The 12,756-nt window shown below is 73.1% G+C and carries 15 protein-coding genes, 4 tRNA genes and 1 pseudogene; 8 read left to right on the forward strand and 12 right to left on the reverse strand.

The annotated features are described in order from the left end of the window. Positions 1–10: 10 nt before the first annotated feature. From U6N30_RS26505 to U6N30_RS26515, 3 genes are read right to left on the reverse strand one after another with little or no spacing between them, the layout of a single operon-like run. Positions 11–742 (reverse strand): helicase domain-containing protein, encoded by a 732-nt coding sequence (locus U6N30_RS26505; protein WP_324274614.1) that lies wholly within the window; start codon positions 740–742, stop codon positions 11–13. Further along, positions 718–1,290, reverse strand: a complete 573-nt coding sequence (locus tag U6N30_RS26510; RefSeq protein ID WP_324274615.1) for a helicase domain-containing protein — start codon at positions 1,288–1,290, stop codon at positions 718–720. Before U6N30_RS26510 ends, U6N30_RS26505 begins: the two co-directional genes overlap by 25 nt. After that, positions 1,278–2,189 (reverse strand): helicase domain-containing protein, encoded by a 912-nt coding sequence (locus U6N30_RS26515; protein ID WP_324274616.1) that lies wholly within the window; start codon positions 2,187–2,189, stop codon positions 1,278–1,280. Before U6N30_RS26515 ends, U6N30_RS26510 begins: the two co-directional genes overlap by 13 nt. A 501-nt stretch (positions 2,190–2,690) precedes the next feature. Here U6N30_RS26515 and U6N30_RS26520 point away from each other — a divergent pair. Then, on the forward strand, positions 2,691–3,944 hold the full coding sequence (locus tag U6N30_RS26520) for a hypothetical protein (RefSeq protein ID WP_324274617.1): 1,254 nt from the start codon (positions 2,691–2,693) through the stop codon (positions 3,942–3,944). 44 nt (positions 3,945–3,988) lie between these two features. On the opposite strand, the gene U6N30_RS26525 is transcribed toward U6N30_RS26520, so the two are convergent. Together U6N30_RS26525 and U6N30_RS26530 are read right to left on the reverse strand one after the other, a co-directional pair. Then, positions 3,989–4,061, reverse strand: a tRNA-Lys gene (locus U6N30_RS26525). 50 nt (positions 4,062–4,111) lie between these two features. Further along, positions 4,112–4,744 (reverse strand): LysE/ArgO family amino acid transporter, encoded by a 633-nt coding sequence (locus tag U6N30_RS26530; protein WP_324274618.1) that lies wholly within the window; start codon positions 4,742–4,744, stop codon positions 4,112–4,114. Positions 4,745–4,816: 72 nt separating this feature from the next. On the opposite strand from U6N30_RS26530, the gene U6N30_RS26535 reads away from it, so the two are divergent. Beyond that, positions 4,817–5,698: a LysR family transcriptional regulator ArgP gene (locus U6N30_RS26535; RefSeq protein WP_324274619.1), complete on the forward strand. Its 882-nt coding sequence runs from the start codon at positions 4,817–4,819 to the stop codon at positions 5,696–5,698. 499 nt (positions 5,699–6,197) lie between these two features. Here the strand turns inward: U6N30_RS26535 and U6N30_RS26540 are convergent, their stop codons facing one another. The 4 genes and pseudogenes from U6N30_RS26540 to U6N30_RS26555 all read right to left on the reverse strand — a co-directional run. Continuing rightward, on the reverse strand, positions 6,198–6,533 hold the full coding sequence (locus U6N30_RS26540) for a hypothetical protein (RefSeq protein WP_324274620.1): 336 nt from the start codon (positions 6,531–6,533) through the stop codon (positions 6,198–6,200). Next, the gene (locus U6N30_RS26545) at positions 6,497–6,718 is read right to left on the reverse strand and encodes a hypothetical protein (RefSeq protein ID WP_324274621.1); all 222 of its coding nucleotides are present in this window, start codon (positions 6,716–6,718) and stop codon (positions 6,497–6,499) included. The genes U6N30_RS26540 and U6N30_RS26545 overlap by 37 nt, the downstream gene beginning before the upstream one ends. Positions 6,719–6,961: 243 nt before the next feature. Further along, complete coding sequence (locus U6N30_RS26550; RefSeq protein ID WP_324278481.1) at positions 6,962–7,513, reverse strand: Rieske (2Fe-2S) protein; 552 nt, start codon at positions 7,511–7,513, stop codon at positions 6,962–6,964. Then, positions 7,413–7,841, reverse strand: a pseudogene (locus tag U6N30_RS26555) (DUF2231 domain-containing protein); the annotation flags it as partial. The gene U6N30_RS26550 and the pseudogene U6N30_RS26555, both read right to left, overlap by 101 nt. A 174-nt stretch (positions 7,842–8,015) precedes the next feature. Between U6N30_RS26555 and U6N30_RS26560 the strand changes: the two are divergent. The 3 genes from U6N30_RS26560 to U6N30_RS26570 all read left to right on the forward strand — a co-directional run bounded on the left by U6N30_RS26560 (position 8,016) and on the right by U6N30_RS26570 (position 10,464). Further along, positions 8,016–8,303, forward strand: a complete 288-nt coding sequence (locus U6N30_RS26560; protein ID WP_324274622.1) for a hypothetical protein — start codon at positions 8,016–8,018, stop codon at positions 8,301–8,303. Further along, positions 8,261–8,542: a GtrA domain-containing protein gene (locus U6N30_RS26565; RefSeq protein ID WP_324274623.1), complete on the forward strand. Its 282-nt coding sequence runs from the start codon at positions 8,261–8,263 to the stop codon at positions 8,540–8,542. The genes U6N30_RS26560 and U6N30_RS26565 overlap by 43 nt, the downstream gene beginning before the upstream one ends. 230 nt (positions 8,543–8,772) lie before the next feature. Beyond that, on the forward strand, positions 8,773–10,464 hold the full coding sequence (locus U6N30_RS26570) for a metallophosphoesterase family protein (protein ID WP_324274624.1): 1,692 nt from the start codon (positions 8,773–8,775) through the stop codon (positions 10,462–10,464). Between the two features lie 10 nt (positions 10,465–10,474). Here the strand turns inward: U6N30_RS26570 and U6N30_RS26575 are convergent, their stop codons facing one another. Further along, a complete protein-coding gene (locus U6N30_RS26575) occupies positions 10,475–11,116 on the reverse strand; it encodes an AMIN-like domain-containing (lipo)protein (protein WP_324274625.1) in 642 nt (213 codons plus the stop codon). A gap of 85 nt (positions 11,117–11,201) precedes the next feature. Here U6N30_RS26575 and U6N30_RS26580 point away from each other — a divergent pair. The 3 genes from U6N30_RS26580 to U6N30_RS26590 all read left to right on the forward strand — a co-directional run bounded on the left by U6N30_RS26580 (position 11,202) and on the right by U6N30_RS26590 (position 11,497). Continuing rightward, a tRNA-Glu gene (locus U6N30_RS26580) sits at positions 11,202–11,273 on the forward strand. A 55-nt stretch (positions 11,274–11,328) separates the two neighbouring features. Then, positions 11,329–11,402 (forward strand) — tRNA-Asp (locus U6N30_RS26585). 21 nt (positions 11,403–11,423) lie between these two features. Further along, positions 11,424–11,497, forward strand: a tRNA-Phe gene (locus U6N30_RS26590). A 50-nt stretch (positions 11,498–11,547) separates the two neighbouring features. Here U6N30_RS26590 and U6N30_RS26595 read toward each other — a convergent pair. Further along, on the reverse strand, positions 11,548–12,306 hold the full coding sequence (locus tag U6N30_RS26595; protein ID WP_324274626.1) for a hypothetical protein: 759 nt from the start codon (positions 12,304–12,306) through the stop codon (positions 11,548–11,550). After that, complete coding sequence (locus U6N30_RS26600; RefSeq protein ID WP_324274627.1) at positions 12,252–12,593, reverse strand: hypothetical protein; 342 nt, start codon at positions 12,591–12,593, stop codon at positions 12,252–12,254. The genes U6N30_RS26595 and U6N30_RS26600 overlap by 55 nt, the downstream gene beginning before the upstream one ends. Positions 12,594–12,756: the final 163 nt, after the last annotated feature.

Consider the following 12,756-nt stretch of genomic DNA (forward strand, 5'->3'; position numbering starts at 1 on the left):
CTCGTCGTCCTCACGGACTCGTGAGGACGACGAGCTGCTGGGTCGCCCGGGTCATCGCGACGTAGCGGTCGACGGCGCCCTCGATGCCGGCGCCGAAGGTCTCCGGGTCGACGAGCACGACCAGGTCGAACTCCAGCCCCTTCGCCAGCTCAGGGGTGAGGGACCGGATGCGAGAGGTCGCCCGGAACGTGCCAGATCCGATGTGCCCAGTGCCGATGACGCAGGCGATCCCCTCGGCGTGCTCGGCCAGCCAGCTGTCCAGGATCGCACCGAGCTCCGGGACCCGGCCGTGGACGACGGGGACGCCGCTGCTGCGGATCGACGTCGGCACGTTGGCGTCCGGCAGCACCGCCCGGATGACCGGTTCCGCCTCGGCCATGACCTCGGCCGGCGTCCGGTAGTTGATGCTCAGGCCGGCCAGGCGGATCCGGCCGATCCCGACCCGCTCCAGCCGCTCGTGCCACGACTCGGGAAACCCGTGCCGGGCCTGGGCGCGGTCCCCGACGACGGTGAGGCTCCCGGACGGGCAGCGCCGCAGCAGCATCTGCCACTCCGCGTCGGTCAGCTCCTGGGCCTCGTCCACGACGACGTGCGCGAACGGGCCGGCCAGCAGGTCGGGGTCGACTGCCGGGAGCGCCGCCTGGTCGACCAGGGCGTCCCGGAGATCGCCGTGGCGCAGGGTCGTCATCAGCAGCAGCTCGGAGTCGTCGGCCGCGATCAGCTCGTCGACCACCCGGTCCATGCGCTCGCGCTCCGCGGCGACGACGGCCTTTGCCGGCGACGGCGCCGGGACACCTCGGGATCGCCCAGGCGCTGCCGTGCCGCGTCGAGGAACGGCAGGTCCGGCACCGTCCAGGCCCGGGGGTCGGTGCGCTGCAGCCTCCGGACGTCGTCCGGGCCGAGCCCAGGGGCGCACCGGCGCAGGTAGGCAGGGACCGACCACAGGTCTCCGACGAGGTCGGGTGCGTCGAGCAGGGGCCAGGCGCGGTTGAACGCCGCGACCAGCTCCCGGTTGCGCAGCAGCGACGTCCGCAGCAGGTCCGGTGACTCGTCGCCGTCGTAGGCGTCCCACAGGATCGCGAGCAGGTGTTCCCAGACCTGGTCGCGCGCCTCGTTGTGCGGCGTGCCGGGGTCCGGCGCCTCGAAAGCCTCCGCCCAGTCGTCGGGGCTCAGCCGGAGGTCTCCCGCCTCGGTCTCGACCGTCAGCCCCTTCCGCGGCGGCTCCTCGTAGAACCGGATGGCGTTCTCGACCGTCGTCCCCACGTCCATGGACGCCTTCAACCGGGCCACGGCCGGATCGGGCTCGACCGCCGCGGCGCCCCCTCGGGGACGAGGTCCCGCAGGGTGGCCGTCAGCACGCCCTCCTCGCCGAGGCTGGGGAGGACGTCGGAGACGTAGGCCAGGTAGGGCTGGTGCGGGCCGACGAACAGCACGCCGCCCCGGCGGTGACCGAGGTGCGGGTCGGCGTAGAGCAGGTAGGCGGTGCGGTGCAGCGCCACCACGGTCTTCCCGGTGCCCGGGCCGCCGTCGACGACGAGCGCGCCCGAGGAGCCCGCGCGGATGATGGCGTCCTGGTCGGCCTGGATGGTGCCGAGCACGTCACGCATGCGGGCCGACCGGTTGCTGCCGAGGCTCGCGATGAAGGCGGACTGGTCGTCGAGGGCAGCGTGCCCCTCGAGCCCGGCAAGCCTTCCTGAGGCATCACGGGCGAAGACCTCGTCCCAGTAATCGGTGATCCGGCCGCGGGTCCAGCGGTACCGGCGGCGGCTGGCCAGGCCCATCGGGTGGGCGTGGGTCGCGCCGAAGAAGGGCTCCGCCGCGGGCGAGCGCCAGTCGAGCAGCAGCCGCCGGCCCGTGCTGTCGGTGAGGCCGAGCCGCCCGACGTACACCGGCTCGGGGTCGTCGGCGGCGACGATCCGCCCGAGGCAGAGGTCCAGGCTGAAGCGGCGCAGCGCGCGCAGGCGGGCGGCGAGGCGGTGGATCTCGAGGTCGCGGTCCAGCGCCTCCTGGCCGATGCCGCCGGGCGACCTGCGCTCGGCGTCGAGGCGGCCGGACAGCTCGGTGATCGTCTCTTCCAGGCTGTCGGCGATGGCGGCGAAGTGCTGCTCGTCGGCGGCGATCAGGGCCGGGTCGGCCTTGGCGGCGAGATGCTCGGGAAGGGCGAACGCGCTGGTCGAGAGAGGGTGCACGGGATGGGCTCCGATCCAAGGGGCGTGAGCGTGAACGCGCAGGTCCAGGCCTCGGTGGACGAGTGTGGAGCCCCACCGGGGTCTTGCCGCAAGCCCCGGGGTGCGCTATACGTTCAAGTGGGAAGAGGAACGGCTCCTCGAGCCGCCGGCCGTCCCGCCACTCCCCTCCGTCAGCCCGGGCCGACCGGATGGGCGACGTCGTAGGCGCGGGAGAGCTTCTTGGGGACGGCCATGCCCATCACCCACCCACCCGTCATGGCGCAGGGACGCCGCTGTCCGTAGCCCCCGACCCGTCTCTGCCTCGCCCACGCAGGTGGGACTGCGATGGCAGGCCGGACTCAGCGGTCGTCGCAACGGGCAGACGGAGACACGTGGCCCACCAGTGGACGCGCCCCGCGGCACGGTCGTCGCCCCTTCGAGTGCCCTGTGCGGGGCGTTCACGCGTCTGGCCTCTCCTGGTCGGCAGACTGCTCTGAGCGCTCGTGTGCCGAGGAGGCGTCAGTGCCGCGGTTCCGCATCGTCGAGGTCCACCCCATGTCCGGATGGTGGGGCGCCGCGTGGGTCGAGGACGACCCGGACGGCGATGCCTTCGCGAAGGTCTCCCGGGGCATCTGTGACGCCTACAGCTCCGCCCTGGCCGTCGCCGGCCCCCAGCACACCGTCTCCTCGCTGCGCATCTTCATCGACACGAAGGCACGCCTGGTTCCTGCTGGGTCCGACGCGCGTCAGACAGTCGTGCTCTCTCCAAGCTTCACCGATCGGGTGTCCGAGGGCTTCGAGCAGGCTGCCGTCCATGTCGGCGCGGGCTTCGCTTCCCTGGAGCTCGACGAGCAGCGCCGGATCGTCCTGGACGCGGTGCACGCGGCCACCCGGGGCATGGCGCAGTGCCGAGGACTGGAAATGGCCGCGTTCGAGCACGCGCGGACGGCGGTCCTGGAGGCTGGCTCCGTCTTCACCTGGACCAGCGACTGGAAGTCTTCGCCCGGACGACGCTGGCGCGCCCGGTGCTCCTTCCGCTCCACGGCGGACGGTTTCGGACGGCTCATCGTGGAGGTGTCCACGCCGGACGGCTCCGTGAGCGGCACATCCTCGGTGCAGATCGCCTGGACGACGATGGAGAGCTACCAGCGCGCTGCCAAGACGCTGCGCTGGACCGGCGCCGACCGCCTGCACGTCGTGCCGTCCATCGACTTCCTCGGCTACGACACCGGCGTCTTCGCAGTCGACGTCGATCAGCCGTCAGCCGGAGGCCTTCAGCTCCGATGGGTTCAGACCCCAGAGGTACCAAGCCCACCACAGCGCCGGTCCGGAGCTCCGGCCCCGCAGACTGAGAACGTTGCCCGAGGGGACCGCCGTCCGTCGAAAGCAGGCGAGCCGCTCCCTGCTGTGGCGCTCCTGCTCCCTGATGCAGCGACTCGCGAGATCCGCGCTATCGGTGGCGGGCCCACGGACTACGTCCCCCACGAGTACTGGAAGACACTCCACGCCTTGTTCCAGCAGCTCAACAACACGGACTGGCAGGACTGGTGGGCCGCAGCGGACCTACCCACGCTAGAGGTCTCCTGGTTTGCGGCTGTCGAGAAGGAGCGGCTGCTCGTGCGGCGCAGCAGGAACAAGGTCACCGCCCGCATCGAGCGAACGGGCAAGAGCCTGCGCAGCACCGATCATGCCCAGGCTGCGCGGGACGACTTCGCGGGACTCATGACCGCTGTGCAGCGCCGCATGGGATTGAGCACGCCACCCGTGCTGCGCTGACAATTGTCGCTGCGCACTGACAGAACCTCAGGGGTCGTAGCGAGTGGGCCCCGAGGGGATCGAACCCTCAACCCGCGGATTAAAAGTCCGCTGCTCTGCCAATTGAGCTAGAGGCCCGGCGGGCGTCGCGCCCGGCGTGAGGGTACTGCCGCCGCCCACCGCCGGGCTCAGGCGCCACTGGCACCGCGGACGACCAGGGAGATGGCCAGGGCGGTCATGACGAGGGCGATACCGCCGTCCAGTACTCGCCAGGCCGACGGACGGGCGAACACCGGCCGCAGCAGGCGGGCGCCGTAGCCGAGGCCGGTGAACCAGACCGCACTGCCGACCGCCGCACCCGCCGCGAACTGCCACTTGTGCTCGCCGTAGGTGGAAGCCATCGAACCCAGCAGCACCACCGTGTCCAGGTAGACGTGCGGGTTCAGCCAGGTCAGCGCCAGGCAGGTGCCGACGGTGACCGCCAGCCCGGTCCGTACGCCTCCGGCGTCCGGTAGCAGCGCGCCGGGACGCAGCGCCCGCCGCGCGGCCAGGAAGCCGTAGCCGAGCAGGAACGCCGCTCCGGCGAAGCACACGACGGTGATCAGCCACGGCACCCGCGACACGGCCGCACCGGCTCCGAACACCCCCGCCGCGATCAGCACGATGTCGGACAGCGCGCACACCGCCACCACCGCAGCCACGTGCTCGAGCCGGAGCCCCTGGCGGAGGACGAATGCGTTCTGCGCGCCGATGGCGACGATCAGCCCCAGGCCGAGAGCGAGACCGGCGACGCCGGCGAGGAGCGCAGGGGAGGTCAGCACCTCGACGACGTTAGGAACCGAGAACCCCATGGTCCAGCTAATGATCCTGACGCATCATTAGTCTCACTGTTCATGGACGTGGACCTGGCGCAGCTCCGCGCACTCGACGCCACCGTGCGCGCCGGCACCCTGGAGGCCGCCGCCCGGGCCCTGCACGTCACCCCGTCGGCGATCAGCCAGCGGCTGCGGGCACTCGAGGTGGCGACCGGCCGGATCCTCCTCGTGCGGAGCAAGCCGGTGCAGGCCACCGAGTCCGGCCAGGTCTTGCTGCGCCTGGCCCGGCAGGTGGAGCTCCTCACCGCGGACGTCGCGCGCGAACTCGGCGAGGACACCGCGACCGAGCGCATGCCCACCCTGCCCATCGCGGTCAACGCCGACTCGATGGCCACCTGGGTGCTGCCGGCACTGACCCCGCTGGCCGGCGACGTGTCCTTCGACCTGCACCGCGAGGACCAGGAACACACCAGCGCCCTGCTGCGCGCCGGCGCCGTCATGGCGGCGGTCACCTCGGAGGCCGACGCGGTGCCCGGCTGCACCTCCACCCGGCTCGGTGGCATGCGCTACCGGCCGATGGCCGTCCCCACCTTCGCGCGGCGCTGGTTCCCGGACGGGCCCACGCCCGACGCACTCGCCCGCGCCCCGGTCGTGGTCTTCGACCGCAAGGACGACCTGCAGCACCGCTTCCTGCACGCGCGGGCCGGAAGCGACGTCGACCCGCCCGTCCACTACGTGCCGGCGTCGGCGGACTACGTCGCCGCGGTCGCCCTCGGCCTGGGCTGGGGCATGGTGCCCGACCTCCAGGCCCGCGGGATGACGGCCGCACTCGTCGAGCTGGACCCGGCCGGCACGGTGGACGTCGTCCTGCACTGGCAGCAGTGGAAGCTGCGCTCGGCGACCCTCGACCGCGTCCGCGAGGCCGTGCTCACGGCAGCGGCCCGCGAGCTCGACCCCTGACCGGCCCGGGAGCCCGAGGACCGGGTCAGAGGACGTCGAAGAGGAACAGGAGTAGCAGGGTCAGCACGGCGGACAGCAGGAGAGACCCGAGGCAGCCCAGCCGGTTGGAGAAGAGGAAGAACACCGCCCCGGGGTGCCCAGTCGGCGCTGCCTCGAACCAGCCGCGGTGTGCGCTCCGTCACCGCGCTCGCGCGCATTGCACCCGTTCAGGGGATGCCGCCACTGACCGGCGACTACGTACGGTCATCACCGCTCCGGTCGGGTGGCCGAGCGACGACGCCTGCCACCCGGCCGAGGAACTTCCGCCGGCGAACGTCCCGGCGGGCGCGACCCGGCCCGGCCGACCCGTTCCCCCGGGGCGGCCGGGCCGGCTTCTTCTCCGCCGGGCCACCTCACGCATCGAGGCAGACCCGCTGCACCAGCGCCGCGAGCCGGTCGAGCGCCGCCTGGTCCAGCGGCAGATCGACGGTGACCGGCTCGCCCTCCCCGACCTGCACGGTCAGCGGGAACACGTAGGGCTTCTTCGTCTCCGACAGCACGTGCGGATCGCAGGTGGCCGGGCTGAACGACACCGTCGTCCGCCTGCTCTGCTCCCCGCCCCGAGCTCCAGCGGCAGCTCCTCCGCGACGACGTCGACCAGCACGCTGCGGGTCAGCGACGACGCCGTCACCGCGTCGTCTCCCTCGCGCCGGGTCAGCACCAGGGTCCCGGTGAGTGCGTCGCCGTCGTCGGCGATCCCGGTGACGGCGATGTCGAGCACCTCTGCAACAGCGTGGACGGCGCACTCGTCGTCGTGGATCAGCTGCAGTGCGTCGGCAGCCAGCGGGGCGCGCACCGACTCCGCACCCCTCCCGCGCGGACGACGGTCAGCCGGGCCGCCGCGGGCTGGGGCCGGGCGTCGCAGACCGGCGTGCCGTACGGGGTGGGCAGGTCGATCACCCGGCCCGGCGGGAACTCCGCCGTCACCGTCGTCGGCGGCACCGCGGTGAACCCCGGTGAGTCCAGCGCCACGGCGGTCACCGTGAGCGCCTCATCACCCGTATTCGTGACGCGCACCTGGAACCGGCCGCCGACCGCCTCGTCGGTGCGGAGCCGCACGGCCTCGGCGCGGAGCCCCGGCACGGGCTCGACCGACGGCGCGGCCGCCTCCTCCGCCGGCGCGGGCCCGGCCCGATCGGCCGTCGTCCCGCACCCGGCGGTGACCGCCAGGAGCAGTGCGACCGCCGTCCGCCTCACGAGGCGGAGCGTAGGACGTGCGGGCGGCTACCGGTTGCGTGCCGGCAGCCGGGCCATGACCCGCCCGGCCTCCATCCGCACCTCGAGCTTCTCCTGCGGGTTGGCCGCTGGACCGCGGCGCGGCGAGCCGCTGTCCAGGTCGAACGCGGAGCCGTGCCACGGGCACACGAGGCACTCCCGCCCGCGCACCTCCTCGACGGTGCCTTCGTGCAGCGGGCCGGACAGGTGCGAGCAGGCGCCGATGAAGACGTCGACCTTCCCCCGCGACGGACGGCGGCCAGCGGGACGGCGACGCTGCTCCCCTTGCCCGTCCGCAGCGTCGGGCGGCCCTCGGGCAGGTCGTCGAGGGGCCGAGGTCGATCCAGTCGGTGGTGAGCGCCCGGGCGGCCGTCGCGGAGTGCGAGGCGCCCGAGGCCTGCGCGTAGGACATGTGCCCACCGACCGCCGCTGAGCCCCCGGCGATCCCGAGGCCGGCGTAGGCGAGCACCCGCCCCAGCGTGCCGCGGCCCTTGCCGCGGGCGACGAGGGACCCGACGTAGAGCCCCAGGGCCGCGCTGTTCGCCACCGCGTGCAGCGCACCCAGGCGTCGCACCCCGGTGTCCTGCTCCGACCAGTCGGCCGCCCCGGACAACGAGGCGGGCACCGCTGCGGCCACGCCCGTGCCGATCAGCACCGTCGCCGCCGGCCGCAGCGCCGGGACGGCGTCGAGCACGCCGGCCGAGACCCAGGCCCCCACCGGGACCTGGACCAGGACCGGGTGCAGCGAGTGGCCGAGCCACGTCCCGTGCAGCAGGTCCTTCAGCGCCTGCGGGCGCAGCGCCGCGTTCACCGCCCGCCGCGCGGGCTCGATGACCTTGTCGAAGGCATCGACGTCGGCCACCCGGTCGAGGATCCCCATCAGGCTCATGGCCGCCCCCTACCCCCTCGATCGGCGGGTGACGCGCTCGGGGAGCTGGAGAGACCAGCCGATCGTGACCGAACAGACAGGAAATCGTCAGGGTGACCGGGCATGTTTTCACGTGACAAGGGTTGGCGGGGAGAGGAGCCTTGACCCCGCACCGCACCTTCCGAGAGGACCGTCGTGACCTGCCCCGCCCTGCTGCGCCGCCGGCCAGAGGCCACCGAGCTCGTCGGTGACCCCTCGCACGGCCCGCTGCACCCGGTGGGAGACATGACGCACGTCGCCGGCGAGCGGCTCGGCCGGGACGACACGCTGGGCCAGTTCCTGCGATTCGTGCTGGTCGGCGGATCGTCGACCGCCCTCTACGCCGCGCTCTTCCTCGGCCTCGGGGATTCGGCTACCTGCCGGCGCACGTCGTCGCGACCGTGGCCTCGTCGGTCCTCGCCAACGAGCTGCACCGTCGGCTGACCTTCCGTGCCGAGGAGCGGGTCGGCTGGCTGGCCGCCCAGATCGAGGCCGGCGGCGTGTCGCTGTTCGGCCTGCTGACCACCAGCGTCGCGCTCGGCTGGCTCGACGCGACCGTCGGCCAGGCGCAACCCGTCCTGCAGATCGCACTCGTCGCCGCGGTCACCGGCCTCATCGGCCTGATGCGGTTCATCGCCCTCCGCTGGATCTTCCGGCCCACGGAGACGGCCGCCGCTCAGTAACGTGTGCGCGGTGATCGAGCCGACGAACCCAGGTCCCTCCCCTGGGTCGGGCCGGCTCGGATCGCCGGCCGCTGGGCCCTCCGGGTGACCATCGCCCTCGCCGGCGCCCTCGTCGCGGTGCTGCTCTTCGGTCGGATCTCCGCGCCCATCGGCCCCTTTGACGCATCGCTGGCCTTCCGTCCGGCCGGCGGCAACGCCGTGGTCGCCGTCCCCCGCTGGGCTCGATCAGCGTGGACGTCTACGACGGGCCGCTGCGGCTGGACGTCGCCCTGCAACGGGTCGACCAGGACCGCGCACAGGCGTTGGCGAACGACCCCGTCCGGCTGGCCGGCGTGGTCAACCAGGTGAGCAGCGATCTGCAGTCGGCCGTCGTCCGGCTCGTGTGGACGACGGCGGGACTCGCCGTGGTCGGGGCGGCGCTGACCAGCCTGGTCATCACGCGCCGCCGCAAGGAACCGCTGATCGCCGCCGGCATCACGACCGTCCTGCTGCTCGGGACCGGTGGGCTGGGTGCGGCCACCTGGCGTCCCGAGGCGCTCGCCCAGCCGACCTACAGCGGTCTCCTGGCCAACGCCACCAGCCTCATCGGCAGCGCCGAGGACATCGTCACCCGCTTCGACGCCTACCGCGCCTCCCTGGAGGACATCGTCGGCAACGTCGGCAGCCTCTACGCCACGTTGTCCTCGCTGCCCGCCCCGACCGGCGACGGCGAGACCGTCGTCCTGCTGCACGTGTCCGACCTGCACCTGAACCCGTCGGGCTTCGACCTGGTGCGGCAGGTGGTCGACCAGTTCGCGGTCGACGGCGTCCTCGACACCGGCGACATCACCGACTGGGGCAGCGGGCCGGAGAACCGGCTGATCACCTCCGTCGGGCGGCTCGACGTCCCGTACGTCTTCATCCGCGGCAACCACGACTCGGCGGTGACCGCAGGGCTGATGGCCGCCCAGCCGAACGTGACCGTCCTCGACGTGTCGGCCGTGACCGTCGCCGGGATCGAGATCGCCGGAGTTCCGGACCCCCGCTTCACGCCGGACAAGAGCACCGGGGACGACGACGCCGGGGACGACGTCCTCGAGGACTCCGGCGCCGAACTGGCCGACTTTGTCGAGGGTCTTCCGGAGCCGCCGGCGATCACGATGGTCCACGACCCGAAGCAGGCGGCCCCCTGGACGGCCTCGTCGACCTGGTCCTCGCCGGGCACACCCACGACCGGAAGGTGTCCGAGCTCGACGAGGGACGCTGCTGATGGTCCAGGGCTCCACCGGGGCGCCGGCCTCCGCGCCCTGCAGGGCGAGTACCCGGAGCCGCTGACCTGCACGGTGCTCTACCTGGATGCCGAGACCGGTCGCCTGCAGGCCTACGACGAGATCACGCTCGGCGGACTGGGTGAGACCGAGGTGACCATCCAGCGCCGCACGCTGGCGGCGGAGCCCGGCGACGCCGCGCCCGCGGACGACTCCTCCCCGAGGACGGCGAGACCCCGGCAGCCGATCCCCCGGCGGCGGATCCCCCGGCCGTGGCGGGCACCGCACCCCAGGACGGAGCGCCCACCTCCCCGGCGGAGTGACAGCACGCACCTACGCTCGGGGCATGTTCTCGACGTCGACGGCCGCGCGCATCGCCGGCCCACTCCTCGCCGGCGCCCTCCTGCTGCCGCTCTCCGCCTGCTCCTTCACCGCGAACGGGGTCAGCTGCTCGACCAGTTCGTGCTCGGTCACCCTCACCGGGGACGGCGCGGAGGCCGAGATCTTCAACACCACCCTCACGTTCGGCGGCGTCCAGGACGGGCGCGCCTCGCTGAGCGTCGGCGGGACCAACGTCTCGTGCGGCGAGGGGAGTCGGTCGTCGCAGGACCGCTGGAGCTCGAGTGCTCCAGCGTGACCGGCGACTCCGTGGAGCTCACCGCGTCGCTGGGCTGAACCCGTCGGGTCAGCCGGCGGTGTGGGCGACGTCGATCACGACGCGCTTCGGGCCCTCGAGCGCGTGGACCCGGAACGGGTGCTCCCCGGTCGTCCCGATGAAGGCCACCGAGGTGCCCTCGTAGGTGGCGTCCCAGACGACCTCGCCGATGACCGTGGTGTCGGCGCTGGTCAACGGGCCGCCTTCGTACTCCTCGACCCCGGTGTCGTAGGGGTAGCCGGCACCGGTCAGGGTCACCTGCAGGACGGCGGTGCCGGCGACGTCCACCGGGTTCCCGCTGCCCTGGGAGGACGCGGCGTCGACGTACCGGACGTCCCATCCGGGGACGCCGGTCCCGCCGACCTCGAGGACGACGCGGTCGAAGCCGTCGTGCGCCCCGATCCGGATGTCGCTGACGGTCACCGAGGCGTCGGCGGACGCCGCCTGCGCGTCACCCTCGGTGCCGGCCGGGAACTCGGGGGCGTCGGCCCCGTCGTCCTCGGGCTCGGACGGGGCGGTCGTCTCCGAGGCGACGTCCTCGGTGGACGTCCCGGTCGCGGCCGACGTCGAGCCCGCCTCCGACGTGCCCTGCTCGGCGCAGCCGGCCAGGAGGATCGGCCCGGCCAGCAGCAGGGAGAGGACGGCGGCGACAGGACGGGACGGGATGCTCACCGGCGAAGTTTCGCAGCCTCGGGCCCCCGCCCGGGGCTGCGCCACGGGGCCATGTATTGTTTCTTCCGCCCCCGGCGAACTACGAGCCCCCATCGTCTAGTGGTCCAGGACGCCGCCCTTTCAAGGCGGTAGCACGGGTTCGAACCCCGTTGGGGCACGCACGACAGCACGAGAGCACGACCGTGGTCAGCCGGTAGGACTGCGATGAGCAAGGCCCTGTAGCGCAGTTGGTTAGCGCGCCGCCCTGTCACGGCGGAGGTCGCGGGTTCGAGTCCCGTCAGGGTCGCTCCGGTGGAGACACCGGGAGGGGCAGGTAGCTCAGTTGGTACGAGCGCTCGCCTGAAAAGTGAGAGGTCGGCGGTTCGACCCCGCCCCTGCCCACCCGAATCCCCAGGTTCCCCGCTCCGGCCGTGCCGGGCGGGGTTTCTGCGTTAAGGCCCCGTCCCGGGCCCCGCCCTGAGCTTGCGAAGGGTGGGGAGGACGGGGTCCTTCTGCCAGCTGCGGTCGGCCGCCACCTGCGCGTAGACGTCGGCGTGCACCTGCTGCACGGCGATCCGCTGTTCCTCGCGCCACGTCCGGTCGGCCGGTCGCGGCATCGGTCGGGCGAGCGCCGCGCCGATGGCGGCGGCGAGCGAGACCGGGTCCAGCCGGCCCTCCTCGTGGTTGGCGTAGGACACCACGTCGGACCACTGGTCGGCGAACCATCCGCACCCGGGCGCGACGACGCGGGTGCCGACGTCACGGCAGACCTCCAGGTCCCGCGAGTGGGAGCCGCACGTCTCGGGCAGGACCGCGACGTGCAGCTGCTGGAGCTGCGCCGCCCATTCCTCGCTCGGGTGGACCACGAGCTCCAGCTCCCCGCGGGCCGCCAGCTTGCGCACCTCGCTCCCGGCCCACGGCTCGTCGGCGGCGTCGAGCAGCACCCGGAGCCGCCCGCCGCCCGAGACGGCGCCCGACAGCGCGGCGCGTACCAGGGTGCCGGGGTCGGGCACCGCGGCCGAGACCCGCGACAGGCGCAGACCCACTAGCCCGCGCTCGGCACCCAGCTCCGGATCCGGCACCGCGACCGCCGGATGCGCCACGACGATGGCCGTGCGGCCGTACCGGTCGGCGATCTCGTCCGCCGCCCCGCGGGTCAGCGTGAACACCACCTCGGCGGTCGACAGCACGGCCTCGAGATGTGCGTCCACGGCCGGGTCCCCGGGGCAGCTCCCTCGACCACCTGCGCGCCCACGCCGTGCACCGTGACGACCAGCGGGATCCCCAGCCGGCGGACGGTCTCCGCCCAGCACTGGACCGCCGAGGCGGCGACGTGCGCCTGCCCCGTGTGCAGGTGCAGGACGTCGATCTCCGCGGCGTGGGCGACGAGATGGGCGTGGTCCAGCCACGGGCTGAATTCGTCGGAGGGCCCGACCCGGACGACCTCCGGCGGCAGGACGGCGTCGACGTACGCATCGCTGAACGGGACCACGGCCACGCGGACGGGGTCGCCCCGACGGAGCGACCCCTGGCTTCAGGGGGTCTGCGGGCATCACAGGCGTCGTCCGGCTCCTCGTCTGGGTCGAGCACTGCGACAGCACGGCGTGCTGCTCGACGGTCTCAGCGCCCGGCCAGGGGTTCGAGCCGGTCGGATCCGCCCT

This window comes from Blastococcus brunescens, assembly GCF_035320885.1.
In the GTDB taxonomy this organism is placed as follows: domain Bacteria; phylum Actinomycetota; class Actinomycetes; order Mycobacteriales; family Geodermatophilaceae; genus Blastococcus_B; species Blastococcus_B brunescens.

Coding starts and splice junctions, on each gene's coding strand:
- U6N30_RS26505 (WP_324274614.1), bottom strand. CDS start 742: ATGGACCGGGTGGTCGACGAGCTGATCGCGGCCGACGACTCCGAGCTG.
- U6N30_RS26535 (WP_324274619.1), top strand. CDS start 4,817: ATGGACGTGGACCTGGCGCAGCTCCGCGCACTCGACGCCACCGTGCGC.